The organism is Arthrobacter sp. UYP6, from assembly GCF_040547315.1.
In the GTDB taxonomy this organism is placed as follows: Bacteria; Actinomycetota; Actinomycetes; order Actinomycetales; family Micrococcaceae; genus Arthrobacter_B.
The window spans coordinates 53,945-73,634 of the sequence record NZ_JBEPPM010000021.1 but is presented as its reverse complement, the minus strand read 5'-3'; the positions used below and the strand labels follow the sequence as shown (position 1 = coordinate 73,634).

Below are 19,690 nucleotides of genomic sequence, written 5' to 3'. Positions count from 1 at the left end.
GCGGATTCGGGAATCCGGGTTCGCAACACAAAAAAGTGCTGCCGGCCCTCTGCGGGCCGACAGCACTTCGCTGGTGTGCGGAGGAACCGGGAGGGGTCAGTCCGTGCGCTGCTCATAGGCAGCGGTCCGCTGCTGAATGCGCCGCAGTCGGTCGACGTCGAACTTTTCCCCGCGTTTGAAGTCGTACAGTCCGTTCTTTTCCTGGAAGACGTCCGTCAGCTGCGTGTAGCAGTAGCCGAACATGTTCGGGTCATCGAGCAGAACGTTCGTCAGCCCCTCGAACCGGGCGTAGAACTCCTCCTCGGAGCGCACCCGGTCTCCGTATCCCCAGGAGTCGGCCTGATCGCTGCCGACGGCGGTGCGCTCCTGTTCCGCCGCGTCGGCCTCCGCCTCGTTCCACCAGATGCCGCCGTACTCGGAGACAAAGAAGGGCTGGCCCGCGTAAGGCAGCGAATACTCCGTCTGCGCGTGCGGCAGCCCAATCTCGCCCAGAGTAGCCGGCCGGTTCAGGTAGGGGCGGCCGTCGGCGAGGCCCTGCTGCTCGGCGCGGAACGCTTCGGGATCCTGCTCGTAGGAGTGGGAGTCATAGACGTCGGTTTCCAGCACCCGGTGGGAGTAGCCGGAGGCGTCAATCACAGGCCGGGAGGGATCGGCCAGCTTGGTTGCCAGAAACATGGCCCGGGTGACGTCGTCCAGCACCGTGATGCGGTCATGGAGCACCTGATGGGTCTCGTTCAGCGGGCACCAGCCAACAATCGAGGGATGGTTGATGTCCCGCTGGACCGCTTCCAGCCACTGGGAGATGAAAGAGGCGTCCGGCTTTTGATTGGCGCCCATGGGCCCCTGGCCGGAGACGCCCCAGTCCCCGAATTCGCCCCAGACCAGGTAGCCGCGAAGGTCCGCGTGGAAAAGGAAGCGCTCTTCGAAGACCTTTTGGTGCAGTCGGGCACCGTTGAAGCCAGCCGCGACGGACAATTCGATGTCGTCAATCAGCGCCTGGTCCGACGGCGCCGTCATCAGGGACTCGGGCCAGTACCCCTGGTCCAGCACCAGCCGCTGGAAGACGCGCCGGCCGTTGAGTCGGAAGGAATTGCCGTCAATGCCCACCGAGCGCAGTGCGGTGTAGCTGCGGATCCGGTCCACTTCGGTGCCGCCGTTGCGCAGCGAGATCTCGAGTCCGTAAAGCTGCGGATCTCCCACATCCCAGAGGCGGACGTCTTCGGCCGGCACTGAGAGGAGCAGCGTGGGTGCCAGATCGAACGCGGTGCTCACGGAGGCCTCTGCCACCGTGCGTCCGTCATGGTCCGTAAGGCCCACTGTGAGCGTGCCGTCGGGGAGGTTGCCGGTCAGCGGTGCGGTGACGGAGAAGGTGCGGGCGGCGAGGTTCGGCGTCACCTGGATGCGGGTTACCGCAGTGGCCGGCACGCCTTCGAGCCAGACCGTCTGCCAGATCCCGGTGGTCCGGGTGTACTGGCAGTGCGTGTTGGCAAACCAGGTGGCCTGCTTTCCGCGGGCCTGCACTTCGCCGTGCAGGTCCCGGGCGCGCACGGTGATGACGACGTCGTCGCCGGGCCCGGCCACGCCGGAGAGGTCGGCGTCGAACGGCGTGAAACCGCCGCGGTGTCTGGCCACCTCGGTGCCGTTGGCCCAGACCGTCGCGTCATAGTCGACCGCGCCAAAGTGCAGGATCGGCCGCAGCCCGGTCCAGTCGGCCGGGACGCTGACGGTCCGCCGGTACCAGACGGCGTCCAGGAAGTCTGTCTCACCGACACCGGACAGTTCGGATTCGGGGGCAAAGGGTACCGTGATGACCGCGCGCAGCGGGCGTTCCAGCAGCCCCCGGTCCAGGCCCGAATCGCTGCGGTCAACTTCAAAGTCCCAGGTGCCGTTGAGGTTGACCCAGTGCTCGCGCACAAACTGGGGCCGGGGATGCTCGGGACGGGGAATGTCCGTGGCGGCTACGGGCGGGTCAAACGCGGGGAGGGTCATGGAACATCCTTCGGGCGGGAGAAAAATTGTGATCCCAGTCAACCTCAGGCCGCGTCGAATTGCAACGTTAGAATTATCGGCTGAAATTCGGTGAAATGAGGAGCGGTGAAAGGAGCGGGGTCTCCAATGCCCGGGCCAATACGGTCCGGGCAGCTCTGCTGTGGGCTAGGAGCGGGCCGCCGGGGCGGATGATTCCCGTTCCACCAGGCGGTGGGGAATCACCACCTCACCCTCGAGCTGGCCGAGCACAGAATCCAGCGCTGCCTCCGCCAGGGCCCCCAGATCCGGCGCCACCGACGTGAGTCCGGGCGACGTGTAGCCCACCTCGTCGATGTTGTCCCAGCCCACCAGGGCCAGGTCGGAAGGAACATTCCGGCCCATCTCCCGAGCGGCCGCTAACGCACCGACGGCAAGCAGGTCATTGGCGCAGACGATTGCGTCCACGTCCGGGGCGGCAAGGATGCCGCGGGCCAGCGCATAACCGTCTTGCCGGAACCAGGAATTGGTGGACGCCACCAGCGAGCCGTCGAAGGGCAGGCCGGCAAATCGCAGCGCTGCCTTGTACCCCTCGAACCGCTGGCTTCCGGTGGAAATACCGCCGGTGCTGTCGGCGCCCAGGAATGCGATCCGGCGTCGTCCGCCCTCCACCAGATGCCGCACTACGTCAACGCTGGAGGCGGCATTGTCGATCGCGACGTGCGGCACATCAGTGCTGACGATCCGCTCGCCCAGTAGAACCAGCGGGGTGGGATCCGTCCGTTTGGCGATGGCCTCCGCCGTTACCGCCGACGGCGAGAAGATCAGTCCGTCAAAGAGTCGGCCATGCCACCCGTGAAGGTAGTGCTGTTCCACGTCCACCGTGCCGCCGGATATCTCAATGGAGATGGTGTAGCCTCGGCGCTTTGCGGCGTTTTCCAGGGTCTGGGCCAATACACCGAAGTAGGGGTTGTGCAGGTCCGGCACCACCAGGGCAATGGCGCGGGTGGACCCCTGGCGCAGCTGGCGGCCGATCAGATTGGGGGTGTATCCCAGCTCCTCCACAGCCTGCAGGACGCGGGCCCGAGTCTCCGGATGCACCACCGGGCGGTTGTTCATAACATTGGAAACCGTCTTCCAGGACACCCCCGCCCGCTCGGCGACTTCCTTGATGCCCACTCGCTTCACTGGCCGGCTTCCTTCCGCTGGAGAGTCCCGACGGTCCGGCCGGGTATGTGTAGGTGCTAAGAAACTAAGAGTAGACGGTTGGTGATTACTAACGTTAGAATCCTCGCCATGTGGTTCAGCTCACCAAGGAGTCTGTCCTCAATGACGAGCCGGAGTTCAGGGCCAGGGAATGGAGCAGGATGAACATCAAATATCCGGACCGCAGGCAGTTCCTGCAGGGAGCGCTGGCCGCTGCGGTGACCGCTGGCAGCGTGGGTGCGTTGGCCGGATGCGGCAACCCGGCGGGCGGCGCCCGGGAAGCAGTGACCGTCTGGGATCCCTTTCAGGGATCCGACGGGGCCAACATGCGCGGCATCATCAGCGATGTCTCGGACCGGACCGGTCTGGCCGTGCAACCGACCACGCTGTCCTGGGGATCGCCGTACTACACCAAATTGGCCATGAGCTCCGCGTCGCAGCAGCCGCCGGACACCGCCATCATGCACCTCTCCCGGATGCCCGGTTTTGCCCCCGGCGGCCTGCTGGAACCCTGGGACACGGCCCTACTGGCGGAGCTGGGCGTCACCGAGGCGGACTTTGCCCCTGCGGTGTGGGAATCCTGCCAATATGACGGCAAGCTGTTCTCCCTTCCGCTGGATACCCACCCCTTCATCACCTTCTTCAACCAGGACCTGGCCGAGCGCGCCGGCGTGCTGTCAAGTGACGGCACCATGGACATTTCCTCAGCAGACCAGCTCCAGGAAGTGGGAATCAAGCTTGCCGAAGTGTCCGGCAGTTACGGCATCAGCTTTGGCTACGTCATGGACACCGCCCAGGCCTGGCGTCTCTTCTGGGGCCTCTACCGGCAGACCGGCGGGGATTGGTCCCTTGAGACAGGTCAAAAGGCAGCCCTTGACGAGGTCAAGGCCGCAGAAGTCATCGGCTCCGTGGCGTCTTGGATGGGCAGTAAGGCCGTCGCGGACAGCCTGGATTACGAGGGCGGGCTGGCTGCCTTCAATGGAGGCCGGGCCGGCATGATCCTGTCTGGTGTCTGGGAAGTGGCGGGCCTCAAGGCTGCCGTACCGGCACTGGGAGGCATGCCGATGCCCGCAATGTTCGGCAAGCCCGCGGCCTACGCCGACTCGCACAGCTATGTTCTGCCCCGGCAGCGGTCTATGACCGACGAACACCGCCGTTCGGTCTACGAATTCGTCACCTCGGTGATCCGCCAGGGCGGCCCGCAGTGGGGGACAGCGGGCCACATTCCAGCCTATCTTCCGGCCCAGGAAACCTCCGCCTATCAGGGACTTCACCCCCAGACCGACTATGCGGCGGCCGGCGACAACGTGGTGTTTGATCCGCCGGCGTGGTTTGCCGGAGCCGGGACCGAATTCCAGAACCAGATGTCCCAAACTCTTTCGGATGCCTTCCGCGGGCTGAAGAAGCCGATGGACGCCGTTGGCGGCATGCTCTCGGGCATGGACCGTTTCCTGGCCGCCCCGAACCCCACTGCGTGAGGAGCCAGCCATGACCACCACCACCAACAGCCCCGCCAGCACTCCCCGTCCGCCCGCCGCTGCCGGCACCGACGTTCCGCCCCGGCGGACCGGCACGAGGCAGGCGCTGCCCCGGACCGGCTATTGGTTCCTGGCACCGTATCTGCTCTTTTTTGCGGTTTTCCTGGTGTGGCCGATTATTTACGGCCTGTGGATGAGCCTGACCAACAGATCATTGGTCACCGATGATTCCTCATTCACCGGACTCTCGAACTACACCGAGGCGCTCACCGACCCGCAGATGTGGTCCTCCCTGGGCAACACGCTGTTCTTCACGGTCATCTCCTCCGTGCCCCTGATCGTGGTGTCCTTTGCCATGGCGTACCTGGTTTACACGGGGCTGAAGGGGCAGTGGCTTTGGCGGCTGACGTTTTTTGCTCCGTTCCTGCTGCCGGTCTCCGTGGTGACCGCAATCTGGGCGTTCCTCTTTACCAATGACTTTGGCCTGGTGAACGGACTGCTGGAGCGGTTCGGGTTCAGCCAGGTGGGCTGGCTCAGTGACGAGCAGGTGGCAATGTGGTCCATTGCGCTGGTCACGCTCTGGTGGACCGTGGGCTTCAACTTCCTGCTGTACCTCTCGGCGCTGCAGAATATTCCGGACCACCTCTACGAGGCGGCGCAGCTGGACGGCGCCGGCTCCTGGCGGCGGCTGTTTTCCATTACCCTGCCCATGATGAAAAGCACCACCGGCCTGATCATCCTGCTGCAGGCCCTGGCATCGCTGAAGGTATTCGACCAGATTTTCCTGCTTACCGCTGGCGGACCAAACGGAGCCACCCGCTCCATCCTGCAGTACATCTACGACGCCGGGTTCACCGGATACCGGCTCGGTTACGCGTCCGCGACCTCCTACATTTTCTTCGCGCTGATTGTTCTGGTCTCCCTGGTCCAGATGTACTTTGCGAAGCGGAAGGACTCCTGACATGGCCACCACAACCGCGCCGGCAGCTGACACTGCCTCAACGGCCCCGTCCGCCGGCGGAACTGCCGTCGGCGACCGGGCACGCGTCCGAGCACAGAAAAAGCGGGAAGCCGAACACCTGCGCACTCTGACCCTTGGCCCGGGCCGCAAAGGCAGAACCGCGGCCTACGCCGTGGTGGCTGTCCTGGCCGCATTGTGGGCTCTGCCCATGGCGTGGGCTGTCCTCTCCTCGTTCAAGACGGAGGCTGATGTTTCCGCTGCGCCGCTGAAATTCTGGCCGGACAACGGCTGGACTGCGGAGGCTTACCGCAACGTCTTCGCCGCCGGTGACATTCCGCTGTGGATCTGGAACTCGGTGCTGGTCTCCACGCTGGTCACCGTCATCACTGTTACCATCTCCGCGTTGGCGGCCTATGCCTTTTCCCGGCAGAAGTTCCGCGGCCGACGCTGGCTGTTCGTACTGACCGTGGCCGCGTTGATGGTCCCGCCGCAGATCCTCATTGTGCCGCTGTTCGACCAGATGATCGCCCTGCGGCTTTCCGACACCCTGCTGGGCGTGGCCCTGCCGCAGGTGGTGATGCCGCTGATGGTCATTGTGATGAAGAACTTCTTCGACCAGATTCCGGTCGAGCTGGAAGAAGCCGCTCGGCTGGACGGGGCCAGCGACTTCCGGGTCTTCTATTCGGTGGTGCTGCCGCTGTCCCGGTCTATCCTCACCGCGGTCTCGATCTTTGTCTTCATCAGTGCCTGGAACAATTTCCTCTGGCCGTTCATCGTGACCAATTCACCCGAAATCATGACCATCCCGGTGGGACTCGGCACAGTGAAAAACGCCTACGGCGTGCAGTACGCCTCCGAAATGGCGAGCGCGATGATCGGAGCACTGCCGCTCCTGATCGTCTTTATGCTCTTCCAGCGGCACATCATCCGCGGATTCGCCACCTCCGGAATGGGAGGCCAGTAAGTGTCCCAGCGAACTTTCTCTCCGCCGGCGCCGGCGGGCCCGGCACGCATTGCGCCGCACCGCCACTCGCTGGCCGACGGCCGAGAGGCCCTGTTCTTCACGGACCGGGGCGGGCGTCCGGCGCAGCCGGGAACCGACACGCGACCGCTGGAGGACCTGCCGGGCAACGGCGAGGTGCGCTTTGACCGCTTGAGCGGGGAATGGGTGGCGGTTGCCGCCCACCGGCAGGCCCGGACCTATCTGCCGCCAGCGGATCAGTGCCCGCTGTGCCCGGGCGCAGCGGAGCGGCTGTCGGAAATCCCGGCCGGGGACTTTGATGTGGTGGTCTTCGAGAACCGTTTTCCCTCCCTCGGCCCGGCGCTGGGTACGCTGCCGGACGACGACGGCCGGCAGCTGTGGGGCAGCCCCTCGCCGGCGTTCGGGCGCTGCGAGGTAGTGGTTTTCACGCCTGAGCACCAGGCCTCCTTTGCCTCGCTGCCCTACGAACGGGCGCGCACCGTGGTGGAGGCCTGGGCTCAGCGCACGCAGGAGATCTCCGCGATGCCGGGCATCGCGCACGTCTTTCCGTTCGAGAACCGGGGCCAGGACATTGGCGTCACTCTGCACCATCCGCATGGACAGATCTATGCCTACCCTTACGCCGCCCCGCACGCGGCTCGGCTTGCAGAACGCTCGCGCCGGCATCTTGCCGCACATGGCCGGCCGTTGATGGGCGAGCTGCTGGAGGACGAGTTACAGGCAGGGGACCGAATGGTGCTGCAGGGGGAGCACTTTTCCGCCTACGTACCCTATGCCGCCCGCTGGCCGCTGGAACTCCACTTGGTCCCGCACCGCCAGGTTCCGGACCTGGCCGCGCTGAACGGGGTCGAGCGCGACGAACTTGCCGCTCTGTACTTGGAGCTGCTGCAGCGCGTGGACGGGCTGTATGACACACCCACCCCCTACATTTCCGCGTGGCACCAGACTCCGGTGGCTCCGGCGGACCGGGAAGCGGGCTGGCTGCACCTGCAGCTCACCAGTCCGCGCCGGGCGGCGGACAAACTGAAGTTCCTGGCCGGTTCCGAGGCCGCCATGGGCGCTTTTATCAACGACACCACCGCGGAGCGGACCGCCGCCGCGCTTCGGGCTGTCTGCCTGTGAGTACTGCTGTCCAGGCGGTCCATTACCGCGCGGAGACTCTGGCCCGCCGGTTCGCCGAAATTTACGGTTCGGAGCCCGACGGCGTGTGGCGGGCTCCCGGCCGCGTTAACCTGATCGGCGAGCACACCGATTACAACAATGGTTTTGTGCTGCCGTTTGCGATCGACCGCAGCGCCCTGGTAGCCGTGCGGCTGCGCCGGCCGGGCGGCGACCCAAAGGTGCCGGACGGCGTCGTCCGCCTTGCCTCCACCTACGCGCCGAAGGCCCGCCGCCTGTCCCGGGCGCGGTTCCGCATCCGCGGGCTGGCGCCGGGTTCCGCCGACGGCTGGGCCGCTTATCCGGCGGGCGTGGTGTATGCCCTCCAGACCGCCGGTTACCCGGTGCCTGCGTTCGACCTGCTGCTGGATTCCACCGTTCCAGTGGGTGCCGGGCTGTCCTCCTCGCACGCGGTGGAGGTGGCAGTAATTGTGGCGCTGAATGATCTGCTTGGCCTGGAACTGGAGCGTGCGGAGATGGCCCGCCTAACGCAGTACGCAGAGAACCGTTTTGTGGGTGCGCCTACCGGCATCATGGATCAATCGGCGTCTCTGATGGGGCGCGAAGGCAGTGCGCTGTCCCTGGACTGCCGCAATTTGGAAGCGGAGACGGTGCCGCTTCCGCTGGCCGAACACGGGCTGGCAGTTCTGGTGATGGACACCCGCGTAGCGCACAGCCATTCCGACGGCGGTTACAGCGCCCGCCGCGCCTCCTGCGAACGCGGTGCTGCCGTGCTGGGGGCGGAATCGCTGCGGGACGTGCCCGCCGGCGCTGACATGTCCGGCCTTGACGAGGAAACCCGGCGCCGGGTGCAGCATGTAGTGGGCGAAAACCAGCGGGTACGGCAAACGGCCGCGGAGCTCCATGCCGGCCGGATGGATGCGCTCGGACACCTGCTGACAGCTTCACACGCCTCACTGCGAGATGACTTCGATGTGTCCTGTGCGGAGCTGGACCTGGCCGTGGACACGGCACTCACCGCCGGTGCCCTCGGCTCTCGGATGACCGGCGGCGGATTCGGCGGTTCGGCCATTGCCCTGATCCGCTGCGCAGATGAAGAACAGGTCCGCACCGCCGTGCTGAAAGCCTTCCGGAGCCGGGGATTCCGGGAGCCAGTCCTGTTTACGGTCCTTCCGGCTGCCGGGGCCGGCCGGGTAGGACCGGCCCGCTCCGGCACCAGGAACCCGTAGATAAAAACAATGGCGCTGCCGTCCTTTCGGACGGCAGCGCCATAACTGGTCAACCAATTACGGCAAATATTAGCGCTTGGAATCCTTGAAGGATCCTTCTTCTTCCATTTCGAACGGGCCCATAACGGCGCACAGGACTTCGCAGTCATCCGTCATGGTCCAGGTTTCTTCAGTGGGAACAATAAAGGTGGCCTGCAATTGGGACTTGGAGAAAGGCCGCCCTACAAACTGCTCGAATTCCTCTTCGCAGAAGGACCCGGCCGTTGTGTCAATGCCGTCTCCCGGGAACTCGCCCGCAGGCAGCTCAAAGGAGGCGTAGACCTCGCTGATGTGCGGCTATTCGCACGGCACAACTTCCACTGTCTCGATGACATCTTCCTCTCCGCCGGCGTGCTCCGAGAAGCAGTCTCCCACTTGGAGCTACCAGGATTCCATCTCGCGGGGCGGCACGGACGGCTTGGGGCTGGGTGTGTCGGAGGGGTCCGCCTTTCGGGCGTCGGATGGCTCCGAGGCATCGTCAGCGGATTCTGCAGAGTCCGGAGAAGAGGACGCCGGCGCGGATGAATCCGGCACTTCCTCTGCCTCCGCCGATGAGGTTGAACAGCCGGCAAGCAGGCCGGTCAGCAAAACGAAACAAACGAGACCACGAAGGTGCACGGCCTTTGGAGAATTCATGGATAACTCCTCAAGCGAGTGTGATTCTGTGGCGGTGCACCCCCATGGCGGCCGGAAACCTCCCGATCATCCTAGGAAAACCGAGCTGGATTTTCGAATTAGGTCATCGTTGATGAAATGCAGAAAGGCTTTTCGGCGGGTGTTTTGAAGTTTTTTGGTGCTCGTTGCGGGCATGATCGCTTCGCGCCGCCCCGCCTGCGCCTCGTGAGGGACTCACGGCAGCAAAAAAGCGGGCCCCTGAGGGGCCCGCTTTTTGTTCTGCGCGGAAGGTAAGGGATTCGAACCCTTGGTACGGGGTTACCGCACACTGGTTTTCAAGACCAGCTCCATCGGCCGCTCGGACAACCTTCCCCCTAGTAGTCTGTCAGACAGGTGCATTTCACCAAAATTCGATCAAGCTCCGTGGAGGACAGAATGAGAGCAATTGTCATTAATACGCCCGGTGGCCCGGAAGCCCTGCAGATGCAGGACGTCCCCGCACCGGTGCCCGGACCCGGGGAAGTCCTGATCGATGTAGCGGCCGCCGGCCTCAACCGGGCTGATGTGCTGCAGCGCCAGGGCCACTATCCAGTGCCGGCCGGAGCGTCTGAATACCCGGGACTTGAGGTGTCCGGCCGGGTCGCGGCCGTCGGAACCGGGGTGGAAGGGCTCTCGGTGGGAGCCGACGTCGTCGCCCTGCTGACGGGCGGCGGCTACGCCGACCAGGTGAACGTACCGGCGGGGCAGGTCCTGCCCGTACCGGCGGGAATTGACCTGGTGACTGCCGCGTCCCTGCCTGAAACCGCGGCCACAGTTTTTTCCAACCTCTTCATGGCCGCCGGAGTCACTGAGGGTGACCACGTCCTGATCCACGGTGGAGCCGGCGGTATTGGCACCATGGCCATCCAAATGGTGGCAGCCTTTGGTGCAGTGCCCATGGTGACGGCGGGCTCGGACGAGAAGCTTGAACTGGCACGCTCGCTGGGCGCGGAAATTCTGATCAACTACAAGGCTGAGGACTTTGTGGCGCGGGTGCATGAAGTCACCGGCGGCCGGGGTGCGGATGTCATCCTGGACGTCGTCGGGGCGAAATACCTGCAGCGCAACCTCGAGGCGCTGGCGGTATCAGGACGCCTCGTCATTATCGGACTGCAGGGCGGTGCAAAGGCGGATATCGATCTGAACCTGCTGATGCTCAAGCGCCTGGCTGTCATCGGAACCACGCTGCGTGCCCGCCCGGCAGAAGAAAAGGCGGCGATCATGCAGGCGGTCAAGAAGTATGTCTGGCCGCTGATTGAATCCGGCAAGATCCGGCCGCTGGTGGATAAGACGTTCCCGCTCGCTGAAGCCGCCGCGGCGCACGAGTATTTCGATTCGGGCGTCCACATAGGAAAAATCCTGCTGACGGCCTAAGGCAGCCAGCGGCGGGTACCAGCGGAAACGGCCCGCAGGTATCCGCCTTACCTGCATCCCGGCCAGGCCGGTGACTGTTCCGAACAGTCACCGGCCTGTCTTGTGTGCGGTGTCACTGTGCACTGCTACCCTCGGGGGCAAGAGCGCGGAATCTTCCGTCTCCGGGCCGGTTTCACTGCCGGCTTCCACCCCGTCATTACCGCATGCAAAGGGACCCTCCATGAGTGAGAATCACCGGCGCCGGGCCGCTCCCGGAAATCCTGAGGACAACGACGTCCTGGTACAGGATCCGGATCTTCCGCCGGTGGCGCTGGATCCCGAAGCAGCAGAAGCTGACGACCGCCAGTGGACGCCGCTGAAGATTGCCGTCTGGTCGGCAATTGCCCTGTTGGGCGGTGTGAGCTGGTACATGCTGGCGCTGGTCCGCGGAGAAACTGTGAACGCCATTTGGTTTGTGTTCGCAGCAGTCTGCACGTACTTCATCGCCTACCGCTTCTATTCCAAGTTCATTGAGCGCAAGCTCCTGCAGCCCAACGACCGCAGGGCGACTCCTGCTGAATACAAGGCGGATGGAAAGGACTACGCAGCAACGGACCGGCGCGTCCTGTACGGCCACCACTTCGCTGCCATCGCCGGTGCCGGGCCCCTGGTCGGGCCCGTCCTCGCCGCCCAGATGGGCTACCTGCCGGGCACCATCTGGATCATCATCGGCGTCGTCCTCGCCGGCGCCGTCCAGGATTACCTGGTCATGTTCTTCTCCATGCGCCGCGGCGGCCGTTCGCTGGGCCAGATGGCCCGCGAAGAGCTGGGCCGCGTGGGCGGCACCGCTGCCCTGATCGCCACGCTCGCCATCATGATCATCATCGTGGCCATCCTGGCACTGGTAGTGGTCAACGCTCTGGCGGAGAGCCCCTGGGGTGTCTTCTCAGTGGGCATGACCATTCCGATTGCCCTGTTCATGGGTGTCTACCTGCGGTTCCTGCGCCCGGGCAAGGTCACCGAGGTGTCCATCATCGGTTTTGTCCTGCTGCTGCTGGCCATCATCGGCGGCGGCGTCATCGCCGACACCGCCCTGGGTGATTTCCTGACCCTGGACAAGACCGTCATCGCCTGGGGCATCATCATCTACGGCTTCATCGCCGCAGTGCTTCCAGTCTGGCTGCTGCTGGCCCCGCGCGACTACCTGTCCACCTTCATGAAGGTGGGCACCATCGTGATGCTGGCCGTGGCCATTATTATCGTGCGGCCGGAAATCACCGTGCCGGCGATCAGCGAATTCGCGTCGGCTGACAACGGTCCGGTGGTTGCCGGCCCGCTGTTCCCCTTCCTCTTCGTCACCATCGCCTGCGGTGCCCTCTCCGGCTTCCACGCGTTGATCGCCTCCGGCACCACCCCGAAGATGATCGAGAAGGAACGCCAGACCCGCTTCATCGGGTACGGCGGCATGCTGATGGAATCCTTCGTGGCCATCATGGCCCTGGTTGCGGCCATCTCCATTGACCGCGGCATCTACTTCGCGATGAACTCCTCGGCCGCAGCCACCGGCGGCACGGTGGAAGGCGCCGTCGCGTTCGTCAACAGCCTGGGCCTGGCGGGAGTGAACCTGACCCCGGACATGCTCAGCAACATGGCTGCGAACGTGGGCGAGGAATCCATCGTCTCGCGCACCGGCGGCGCTCCCACGCTGGCCGTGGGACTGGCCCAGATCATGCAAAGCCTCATTGGCGGCTCCTCGATGATGGCGTTCTGGTACCACTTCGCCATCATGTTCGAGGCCTTGTTCATCCTTACTGCTGTGGACGCCGGAACCCGCGTGGCGCGCTTCATGCTGCAGGACTCCATCGGCAACTTCATTCCCAAATTCCGTGACACATCCTGGCGCACCGGCGCGTGGATCTGTACGGCCGTCATGGTGGGAGGTTGGGGCTCGATCCTGATCATGGGGGTCACGGACCCGTTGGGCGGCATCAACACCCTGTTCCCACTCTTCGGCATCGCGAACCAGCTGCTCGCGGCGATCGCCCTGGCAATCTGCCTGGCCATCCTGGCAAAGAAGAACGTGTTCAAGTACATCTGGATTGTGGCGCTACCGCTGGCGTTCGCGTCCGTGGTGACCATTACCGCGTCCATGTACAAGATCTTCAGCCCGGTTCCGGCCGTCGGTTACTGGGCACAGCACAATGCCTTCAAGGGGGCACTGGAACGCGGGGAGACAAGCTTCGGAACGGCAAAGACCGTGGAGGCCATGGACGCGGTGGTTCGGAACACCTTCATCCAGGGCACCCTTTCCATTGTGTTCGTGACACTGGCCATCATTGTCATCATCACCGCAGTCATCGCAAGCATCCGCTCTTATCGGACCGGCGGCGCGCCCAGTGCCGAGGATCCGGCGGTACCCTCACGGATGTTCGCTCCGGCGGGCTTCCTCGCCACTGAAGCGGAGAAGGAAATCCAGGCGCAGTGGGATGCCCTGCCCACAGACCGGAAGGTTGTCCGAAAGGCACACTCATGAGCACTGGATCGGTGAAGGACGGGCTGCGTGGTTTTGTCCGGTTCTTCCGGGACGTCATGGGGGAGGACGCCTACCGCAAGTATGTTTCCTTCCATCAGTCGTCCGGGTGCACGGGACCGATGCTGACGGAGCGCGAGTTCTGGAAAGACAAAATGGACCGCCAGGACTCTAACCCCGAGGGCCGCTGCTGTTAACACGAGTTGTGCTTCTGCAGTGCTGAGAGATGCGTAAGCCGACGGCGGCACCTGTTTGGGTGTCGCCGTCGGGCCCTCACCGCTGGAGCCAGATGCTTTGGCGTATGTCGCTTTGTTTCCCGGCCTTGAGCAGCCGCCGGGGCCCGGCTTACCGTGAAGCATGGGACATCACCGGAATAACGAGGACCTCCCGCAGGACAAGCACCTGCGCGAAGACATCAGCCTCCCTTTCCGGGAGACGGATAACGAGGACGAGCACTTGGCGGACGACGTCAACCTGCCCCGCGGTGAAAGCGTGGGACCGGAATTTGATGAACGGCACTACACTGCCGGTCAGCTGAACGCAGGTCAACGGGTGCCAGGGCTGAGCCCGGACGGCGAGTACAGCAAAAAGCGCGCGGAAGAGCTCGAAAGCTGACCCTCCCCCCGGCAACGGGGCTCAACCATGAGAGCATTAACGCATGACTGAAGAGAACGGATCCGCCGACCGGCCGGATACGGCGCCCGCGCCCGGTTCCGACGATTCATCACACGCCGGAACCATCGGCAGCGGCCCTGAAACACCGTCCAGCAACCCGCCGGTGGGCGATACCTCCCAGAGGAGGTCGCCGGCGCCCGGAACCGCCGCCCCCAACAAGACCTCGTCGGGTGCCGGGGGAGATCCCAGCGGGCCCGGAAGCGCCGCCGGCACCGGAGAGAGCGCTTCTGGACCGGCCAAACTGCAGGAACTGGTTGACCAGCCTGCCAAGGTGATGCGGATCGGCACCATGATCAAGCAGCTTCTGGAAGAAGTCCGCAACGCGCCGCTGGACGATGCAGCCCGCAACCGCTTGGCCGAAATCCATGGACGGTCCCTGCATGAACTGGAAGACGGACTGGCCCCGGAACTGGTGGAGGAACTGCACCGCATCAACCTGCCGTTCGTTGATGACTCCGTTCCGACGGACGCCGAGCTCCGAATAGCCCAGGCCCAGCTGGTCGGCTGGCTGGAAGGGCTGTTCCGGGGTATTCAGACTGCCATCGCGGCACAGCAGACCGCCGCCCAGCAGATGGCCTCACGCCTGCAGCTGCGCCAGCTGCCTCCGGGCACCGTCCTGGCTCCCGGTGTCATCATCGGCGAGAACGGCGAGCCGCGCCGTGCCGATGCCGCCGTTCAGGGGCGTCCGGCCTCCACCCATCCCGAACCGCACACCGGTCCCGGGCAGTATCTGTAGGACCAATGGCACTATTTGCAGCCGCCCGCCAGGGGCGGAAGGATGACACTCAGCTTGGAAAGGGCGTGTGGCGCAGGGCCCACGACCGCTTTACCCGAGGCCTGGACCGCTACCACCAGATGTTGGAGGGGGTCGAAGATGACGCCGTCTACAACGAGCTGGTGACGGTGGCCAACGGATTGGCTGAGCTGCTGCCGCGGGTGCGGGAGGTGTGCATGAGTGCGCAGCGCCGCCTGCCCAGCGACGGGCAGAATATTCCCGGCGCGCTGATTGCGGTGCACCGGGCGCTGTCCCGCAGCGGTAACTCCCTGGCGGCCACGGCCGAGGCAGCGGCCATGTCCCGCCTCGAAGGGGAACGCTGGGGGTACGCTTCCGCGGGTCTGGAAAACGTCCACCGTCGCGCGCAGCTCGTGGCTGAAGATATTTTGGAGGCCGAACGCGCGCTGAAGGCCGCCGTCAGCGGGCCTGCGGGTTCCTGAAAATAATTCCGGGAAATGGGAATAGGGCCGGTGCTTTTTTCGCGTCCAGCATAGAGGCGCCATTCACTGCGCATTACTGCACGTCATTTGCGAGGATAGGCGAATGACTACATCTCCTCTTGTGACATTCAATGACGGCAATACCATTCCCCAGCTCGGCTACGGTGTGTGGCAGGTTGAGGACTCGGTGGCCGAAAAGGTTGTGGGCCAGGCCTTCGACGCCGGCTACCGGCACATCGATACCGCCAAGATCTACGGCAACGAGGCCGGCGTCGGCCGCGCCATTGCCGCCACCTCCGTGCCTCGCGAGGACATGTTCATCACCACTAAGGTGTGGAACGCGGACCAGGGCTACGAAGAGACGCTGAAGGCTTTTGACGCCTCGATGGAGCGCCTGGGCCTGGAAACGCTGGACCTGTACCTGATCCACTGGCTGCAGCCCAAGCAGAACAAGTACGTGGACACCTGGAAGGCCCTGATCGAGCTGCAGAAGCAGGGGCGCGTGAAGTCCATTGGTGTCTGCAACTTCACCGTTGAGGCACTGCAGGAAATCATTGACGCCACCGGCGTCGTCCCGGTCCTGAACCAGGTGGAAACCCACCCGTACCTGAACCAGTCCGAGCTGCGCGCCTTCGAGGCCAAGCACAACATCCTGCACGAGTCATGGTCCCCGCTGGGATCGGGCAAGGGTCTGCTGGAAGATCCCAAGCTGGCGGAGATTGCCGCGAAGTACGACGGCGCCACCCCGGCCCAGGTGGTCATCGCCTGGCACCTGGCGCTGGATAACATCGTGATCCCCAAGTCCGTTACGGAATCCCGGATCAAGGAAAACTGGGAGGCCTTGAACGTGAAGCTCTCGGCTGAGGACATCGAGGCCATCAACGCCCTGGATAACGGCACCCGCTACGGCGCTGATCCGGCCACGGCCGACTTCGCCTAACACCGGGCGCACCAAAAGGGGCGCAACACCCAACCGGGTGTTGCGCCCCTTTTTTGCTGCCTTTATTGGCTGCGTTTGTTTGCGGAGTCCGGGATCCCTTAGGCCGCTGCGGCTTCCTCCAAGGGGACCCGCACCGGCCAGTTCTGCCCGTCGAGGATGACCTGCGCGCAGTGCTGCGTCCTGGTGTTCAGCACGATGGGTGCCAGCAGATTGACCGTGGTGCCCGCCTCCGTGGAGTTTGCGACGACGAGGACCCGGGCTTCGCCGGCGTCGGCAAGGTCGAGCTGATGCCGCTGATCTTCGCTGATTTCCGGCTGATATCCGGGCAGGTATACAGCGGCGTCCAGCACGAAAAGCCGGAGGCCCTCGGCGTCGCCGCTCCGTTCCGACTTCAGCGAGTACAGCCCCTCCGCGCCGTCCACGGCCGAGAGGACAAAGTCCACCTCGGGGGCAAAGCCCGGCGGCGGAGCTAGGAACGTTGTGCGCACGCTCATCGCAGGAAGTCCATGAGGGTGGGCTGCAGCGCCCGTGCGGTGACCGAGAGGGCCGTCTGGTAGGAAAGCTCCTGCAGCTTCAGGTCCAGGATCACCTTGGCGGTGTCCAGGTCCTCGATGCCCGAGCGCCGTGCCTCCAGGCTCACGGTCTGCTCCAGATTGGTGTCCCGGGCCTTCAGGACGGCCGCATGCCGCACTCCCACTTCGGTATGGCGCGAAAGGATCGTGTTGGCACGGGCATCTATCGACGCAAGATGCCCCGTCACATCCGCTCCGGAGCGCAGGTCAGCCGCGAGGCTGTCGACCAGTGCGAAGACGGAACCGGCACCGGAGCCGAAAACGGCCGAGCCGTCGGCGTCGACCCGAACCGGCGCGCCGCCGTCCACCCGGCGCATCACTCCCGCACCCGAACCGCTGTGGACGAATTCACCGTTTACCTCAGTGAAAGCACCCTTGGCATTCGAGTTTCCGGCGAAGACACTCCGCCCGGCAAACGTGGTGTTGGCTTCCTTGAGCAGATCCTGCTTCAGGCCCTCAAGCTCAGTGGCCACGGCGTCCTTGTTCGCGGGAGACAACCCGGCGCTGGCGCCCCGCAGTGCCAGGTCCTTAATGCGACGCATCAGGTCCGTGGTGTTGTCCAGTGCGGAATCCACAGTGGTGAGCCACCCGTCGGCGTCGTTGATGTTGGAACTGTACTGGGCATTGGCCCGGATTTCGGCCCGGACCTTCAGGGCATCCGCCGTTCCGGCCGGGTTGTCCGACGGCCGGGTGATGGCGGTGGAGGAAGAAACCTGTTCCTGGAGCTTGGCCATGCGGGACATGTTGGCCTGCAGGTTCTGCTGGGCGTTGCGGGCCAGGGTCTGGTTGGTGGTGCGGGTGATCACGGGTTACCTTCCAACAATTCCGGTGCGGTTAATCAGGGTGTCAAGCATTTCGTCAATGGCGCTCATGACGCGGGCGGCGCCCTGATAAGCATGCTGGTATGCCAGCAGGTTCATGTTTTCCTCGTCCAGGTCCACCGAGGAATTGGCCAGCTGCAGCCCGACGGCGGATGATGCGGCAACGCCGGCGAGCTTGGCCTGCTGCAGTTCGCTGCGGGCTGCGGCGCCGGTGCCCGAGACGAAGGCTGACCACATTTTGTCGGGGGAGTCGGCGGAGGTTCCCAGCTGGGAGATCTTGTCCGCAATGGACCCGTCGAACCCGCCGGTGCCGTTTCCGGCGGCAATCCCGGACGCGCTGGTGGGAATGATGTGCAGGCTCAGCGCCGGCTGCCCGGCGTCGAGGCCAAAGAAGTCCAGCCCGGTGGTGCTGCCCGGTGTTCCGTCGCCGGGAGCGGTTCCGGTGCGGTGCACGGCGTTGACCGTCGAGGCCAGTTTCTCGGCCAGCAAGTTGTAGGAGGCCGCGGCCTTGTCCAGGTCGGCGCCCGGTGCCAACAGGCTCAGGGCTCCGGCCATTTCCCCGCTGGACAGTGCCACGGAGTCACCGGGCCGGTGGCTCCACACCACCCGGACCGGGTCGCCGCCCAATGCCGTTCCGCCGGCAACTTCAACCGGACGGAAGACCTCGCCGGTGACAAAGGCATTGCCATCCACGAGGATGTCCACCATCCCGTCGGCGCCCTCGCGGACGGTTCCGCCGGCCAAGGCGGCCACCGTAGAGGCCAGGGCATTCCGCTGGTCCAGGAGTTCGTTAACGGAGCCGCCGTTGGACAACGCGGAACGAATCGCTCCGTTGAGTCCGGCAAGCTGTGCTCCGGCGGTGTTCAGCTCATCCGCCATGGAGGTCAGGTCTGAGCGTACGTCCTTGAACTGGTTGGCCACGGAGAGATACCCGGAGGAGATGCGGCTGGCCACGGTCGCGGCTTCATTGAGGAGGACTTCCGCTGCGGCGGGGTCGCCCGGTTTGTTCGATACGCCCTGCCACGCGGACCAAAAATCGTCCAGGGACGCCGAGATGCCGTTGTCGCCGGGCTCGTTGAGGCTGACCTCCAGGGCGGAAAGCGCGTTAGCGCGGACCGCTGAGAAGCCCGAAACTGCGGTGGTGGCGCGTACGCGGGCGTCCAGCTGCATGCTCCCGAGCCGGGCAATGCCGTCCACTGTGACGCCCTGCCCCACCCGGGGGCCGGTGCTGAACCCGGTGGATGACAGCGGCGCCGTGGCTGATGTTTCCAGCCGCTGCCGGGTGTACCCGGGCGTGTTGGCGTTGGCAACATTCTGCCCGATGACGTCCAGCCCTCTGCGGGCAGCCGTCAATGCCGTATATGCGGTATTCAGGCCGCTGAATGTGCTCATCGGGAGTAGGGTCCTTCGGGGTTAAAGTTGCTGGTCAACGAGGCGGGCACCGGCGGTGGGCACGGCGGCGGAACCCGACGCCGTGTAGGTGCCGTTTTCGGCGTTCAGGCCGGCGAGCGTTTCCTGGGCGGACCGTGCCGCGGCCCGCAGGAACTGCTCGTTGGTGTCCCTTAGCTCGCGGATCTTGATGGTTAGGTCCGTCATGGCCTGCAGGTGTCCGGCGAAGATCTCGGTCCACGGCCCGGGGGGAGCCGCGGCCACCAGCTCCCGCAGAGTGGCGTCCTCAGCTGTCCCCCAGTCCTGAGCCAGCGCTGCCACTGCCACTGTCCGGCCGAGAGCCGCCGCCCGCAGGCGCTCCAGCACCTGCTCGACTTCACGGGTGGCGTGCTGCAGCCAACGGCTTTTGCCGGAGGTGAGCAGAAGCTGTTCTTCTTCAAGCTTGAATACGAGCAGCTCCAGCAACTCGCGTTCTTCCCAGAGAAGTGCAGACAATTTCTGGGTACCCATCTCCACTCACCTCCTTAAATTGATCTTCTAATGTCCAAAATTTCCGGCGAAA

General features: G+C 64.6%; 20 protein-coding genes and 1 tRNA gene. 12 read left to right on the top strand and 9 right to left on the bottom strand.

The window, feature by feature from the left end; genetic code table 11:
• Window positions 1-96: 96 nt before the first annotated feature.
• Window positions 97-1,989 (bottom strand): glycoside hydrolase family 2 protein, encoded by a 1,893-nt coding sequence (locus tag ABIB35_RS16175; RefSeq protein WP_354182748.1) that lies wholly within the window; start codon window positions 1,987-1,989, stop codon window positions 97-99.
• Between the two features lie 165 nt (window positions 1,990-2,154).
• Window positions 2,155-3,153 carry a LacI family DNA-binding transcriptional regulator gene (locus ABIB35_RS16170; RefSeq protein ID WP_354182747.1) on the bottom strand — a complete coding sequence of 333 codons (999 nt, stop codon included), beginning with the start codon at window positions 3,151-3,153 and terminating at the stop codon, window positions 2,155-2,157.
• A 179-nt stretch (window positions 3,154-3,332) separates the two neighbouring features.
• Here ABIB35_RS16170 and ABIB35_RS16165 point away from each other — a divergent pair, with 179 nt between their 5' ends.
• From ABIB35_RS16165 to galK, 5 genes are read left to right on the top strand one after another with little or no spacing between them, the layout of a single operon-like run.
• Window positions 3,333-4,649: an extracellular solute-binding protein gene (locus ABIB35_RS16165; protein ID WP_354182746.1), complete on the top strand. Its 1,317-nt coding sequence runs from the start codon at window positions 3,333-3,335 to the stop codon at window positions 4,647-4,649.
• Between the two features lie 10 nt (window positions 4,650-4,659).
• On the top strand, window positions 4,660-5,610 hold the full coding sequence (locus ABIB35_RS16160; RefSeq protein ID WP_354182745.1) for a carbohydrate ABC transporter permease: 951 nt from the start codon (window positions 4,660-4,662) through the stop codon (window positions 5,608-5,610).
• 1 nt (window position 5,611) lies between these two features.
• On the top strand, window positions 5,612-6,574 hold the full coding sequence (locus ABIB35_RS16155) for a carbohydrate ABC transporter permease (RefSeq protein ID WP_354182744.1): 963 nt from the start codon (window positions 5,612-5,614) through the stop codon (window positions 6,572-6,574).
• Between the two features lie 48 nt (window positions 6,575-6,622).
• The gene (gene galT, locus ABIB35_RS16150; protein ID WP_354182756.1) at window positions 6,623-7,714 is read left to right on the top strand and encodes a galactose-1-phosphate uridylyltransferase; all 1,092 of its coding nucleotides are present in this window, start codon (window positions 6,623-6,625) and stop codon (window positions 7,712-7,714) included.
• Entirely contained in the window at window positions 7,711-8,940 is a 1,230-nt protein-coding gene (gene galK, locus ABIB35_RS16145; RefSeq protein WP_354182743.1) for a galactokinase, read from the top strand. Before galT ends, galK begins: the two co-directional genes overlap by 4 nt.
• 69 nt (window positions 8,941-9,009) lie before the next feature.
• On the opposite strand, the gene ABIB35_RS16140 is transcribed toward galK, so the two are convergent.
• The 3 genes from ABIB35_RS16140 to ABIB35_RS16130 all read right to left on the bottom strand — a co-directional run bounded on the left by ABIB35_RS16140 (window position 9,010) and on the right by ABIB35_RS16130 (window position 9,966).
• A complete protein-coding gene (locus tag ABIB35_RS16140) occupies window positions 9,010-9,138 on the bottom strand; it encodes a hypothetical protein (protein ID WP_354182742.1) in 129 nt (42 codons plus the stop codon).
• Between the two features lie 222 nt (window positions 9,139-9,360).
• A complete protein-coding gene (locus ABIB35_RS16135; RefSeq protein WP_354182741.1) occupies window positions 9,361-9,615 on the bottom strand; it encodes a hypothetical protein in 255 nt (84 codons plus the stop codon).
• Between the two features lie 263 nt (window positions 9,616-9,878).
• A tRNA-Ser gene (locus ABIB35_RS16130) sits at window positions 9,879-9,966 on the bottom strand.
• A gap of 63 nt (window positions 9,967-10,029) precedes the next feature.
• Between ABIB35_RS16130 and ABIB35_RS16125 the strand changes: the two genes are divergently transcribed.
• The 7 genes from ABIB35_RS16125 (at window position 10,030) to ABIB35_RS16095 (ending at window position 16,346) form a co-directional block, all read left to right on the top strand.
• On the top strand, window positions 10,030-11,007 hold the full coding sequence (locus ABIB35_RS16125; protein WP_354182740.1) for an NAD(P)H-quinone oxidoreductase: 978 nt from the start codon (window positions 10,030-10,032) through the stop codon (window positions 11,005-11,007).
• A 220-nt stretch (window positions 11,008-11,227) separates the two neighbouring features.
• The gene (locus ABIB35_RS16120) at window positions 11,228-13,519 is read left to right on the top strand and encodes a carbon starvation CstA family protein (RefSeq protein WP_354182739.1); all 2,292 of its coding nucleotides are present in this window, start codon (window positions 11,228-11,230) and stop codon (window positions 13,517-13,519) included.
• The gene (locus ABIB35_RS16115) at window positions 13,516-13,713 is read left to right on the top strand and encodes a YbdD/YjiX family protein (RefSeq protein WP_354182738.1); all 198 of its coding nucleotides are present in this window, start codon (window positions 13,516-13,518) and stop codon (window positions 13,711-13,713) included. The genes ABIB35_RS16120 and ABIB35_RS16115 overlap by 4 nt, the downstream gene beginning before the upstream one ends.
• A 160-nt stretch (window positions 13,714-13,873) precedes the next feature.
• Entirely contained in the window at window positions 13,874-14,131 is a 258-nt protein-coding gene (locus tag ABIB35_RS16110) for a hypothetical protein (protein ID WP_354182737.1), read from the top strand.
• A gap of 43 nt (window positions 14,132-14,174) precedes the next feature.
• Window positions 14,175-14,927, top strand: coding sequence for a bacterial proteasome activator family protein (locus tag ABIB35_RS16105; RefSeq protein WP_354182736.1), 753 nt, complete (start codon window positions 14,175-14,177; stop codon window positions 14,925-14,927).
• A 5-nt stretch (window positions 14,928-14,932) separates the two neighbouring features.
• Window positions 14,933-15,406, top strand: coding sequence for a hypothetical protein (locus tag ABIB35_RS16100; protein ID WP_354182735.1), 474 nt, complete (start codon window positions 14,933-14,935; stop codon window positions 15,404-15,406).
• A gap of 103 nt (window positions 15,407-15,509) precedes the next feature.
• Window positions 15,510-16,346, top strand: a complete 837-nt coding sequence (locus tag ABIB35_RS16095; RefSeq protein ID WP_354182734.1) for an aldo/keto reductase — start codon at window positions 15,510-15,512, stop codon at window positions 16,344-16,346.
• 98 nt (window positions 16,347-16,444) lie between these two features.
• Here ABIB35_RS16095 and ABIB35_RS16090 read toward each other — a convergent pair whose 3' ends face one another.
• The 4 genes from ABIB35_RS16090 to ABIB35_RS16075 are packed head-to-tail and all read right to left on the bottom strand — an operon-like array spanning window position 16,445 to window position 19,638.
• Window positions 16,445-16,840, bottom strand: coding sequence for a flagellar assembly protein FliW (locus ABIB35_RS16090; RefSeq protein WP_354182733.1), 396 nt, complete (start codon window positions 16,838-16,840; stop codon window positions 16,445-16,447).
• Complete coding sequence (gene flgL / locus ABIB35_RS16085; RefSeq protein WP_354182732.1) at window positions 16,837-17,724, bottom strand: flagellar hook-associated protein FlgL; 888 nt, start codon at window positions 17,722-17,724, stop codon at window positions 16,837-16,839. Before flgL ends, ABIB35_RS16090 begins: the two co-directional genes overlap by 4 nt.
• A 3-nt stretch (window positions 17,725-17,727) precedes the next feature.
• Window positions 17,728-19,131 (bottom strand): flagellar hook-associated protein FlgK, encoded by a 1,404-nt coding sequence (flgK, locus tag ABIB35_RS16080; protein ID WP_354182731.1) that lies wholly within the window; start codon window positions 19,129-19,131, stop codon window positions 17,728-17,730.
• 21 nt (window positions 19,132-19,152) lie between these two features.
• Window positions 19,153-19,638, bottom strand: coding sequence for a flagellar protein FlgN (locus tag ABIB35_RS16075; RefSeq protein WP_354182730.1), 486 nt, complete (start codon window positions 19,636-19,638; stop codon window positions 19,153-19,155).
• Window positions 19,639-19,690 lie beyond the last annotated feature (52 nt).

What these genes read in the sequence shown, in the direction of transcription:
- ABIB35_RS16105 (WP_354182736.1), top strand. Translation starts at nt 14,175, where the DNA reads ATGACTGAAGAGAACGGATCCGCCGACCGGCCGGATACGGCGCCCGCG.
- ABIB35_RS16155 (WP_354182744.1), top strand. Translation starts at nt 5,612, where the DNA reads ATGGCCACCACAACCGCGCCGGCAGCTGACACTGCCTCAACGGCCCCG.
- ABIB35_RS16095 (WP_354182734.1), top strand. Translation starts at nt 15,510, where the DNA reads ATGACTACATCTCCTCTTGTGACATTCAATGACGGCAATACCATTCCC.
- ABIB35_RS16160 (WP_354182745.1), top strand. Translation starts at nt 4,660, where the DNA reads ATGACCACCACCACCAACAGCCCCGCCAGCACTCCCCGTCCGCCCGCC.
- ABIB35_RS16135 (WP_354182741.1), bottom strand. Translation starts at nt 9,615, where the DNA reads ATGAATTCTCCAAAGGCCGTGCACCTTCGTGGTCTCGTTTGTTTCGTT.
- ABIB35_RS16100 (WP_354182735.1), top strand. Translation starts at nt 14,933, where the DNA reads ATGGCACTATTTGCAGCCGCCCGCCAGGGGCGGAAGGATGACACTCAG.
- ABIB35_RS16115 (WP_354182738.1), top strand. Translation starts at nt 13,516, where the DNA reads ATGAGCACTGGATCGGTGAAGGACGGGCTGCGTGGTTTTGTCCGGTTC.
- ABIB35_RS16165 (WP_354182746.1), top strand. Translation starts at nt 3,333, where the DNA reads ATGAACATCAAATATCCGGACCGCAGGCAGTTCCTGCAGGGAGCGCTG.
- ABIB35_RS16090 (WP_354182733.1), bottom strand. Translation starts at nt 16,840, where the DNA reads ATGAGCGTGCGCACAACGTTCCTAGCTCCGCCGCCGGGCTTTGCCCCC.
- ABIB35_RS16075 (WP_354182730.1), bottom strand. Translation starts at nt 19,638, where the DNA reads ATGGGTACCCAGAAATTGTCTGCACTTCTCTGGGAAGAACGCGAGTTG.
- ABIB35_RS16110 (WP_354182737.1), top strand. Translation starts at nt 13,874, where the DNA reads ATGGGACATCACCGGAATAACGAGGACCTCCCGCAGGACAAGCACCTG.
- flgK (WP_354182731.1), bottom strand. Translation starts at nt 19,131, where the DNA reads ATGAGCACATTCAGCGGCCTGAATACCGCATATACGGCATTGACGGCT.
- ABIB35_RS16125 (WP_354182740.1), top strand. Translation starts at nt 10,030, where the DNA reads ATGAGAGCAATTGTCATTAATACGCCCGGTGGCCCGGAAGCCCTGCAG.
- ABIB35_RS16120 (WP_354182739.1), top strand. Translation starts at nt 11,228, where the DNA reads ATGAGTGAGAATCACCGGCGCCGGGCCGCTCCCGGAAATCCTGAGGAC.
- ABIB35_RS16175 (WP_354182748.1), bottom strand. Translation starts at nt 1,989, where the DNA reads ATGACCCTCCCCGCGTTTGACCCGCCCGTAGCCGCCACGGACATTCCC.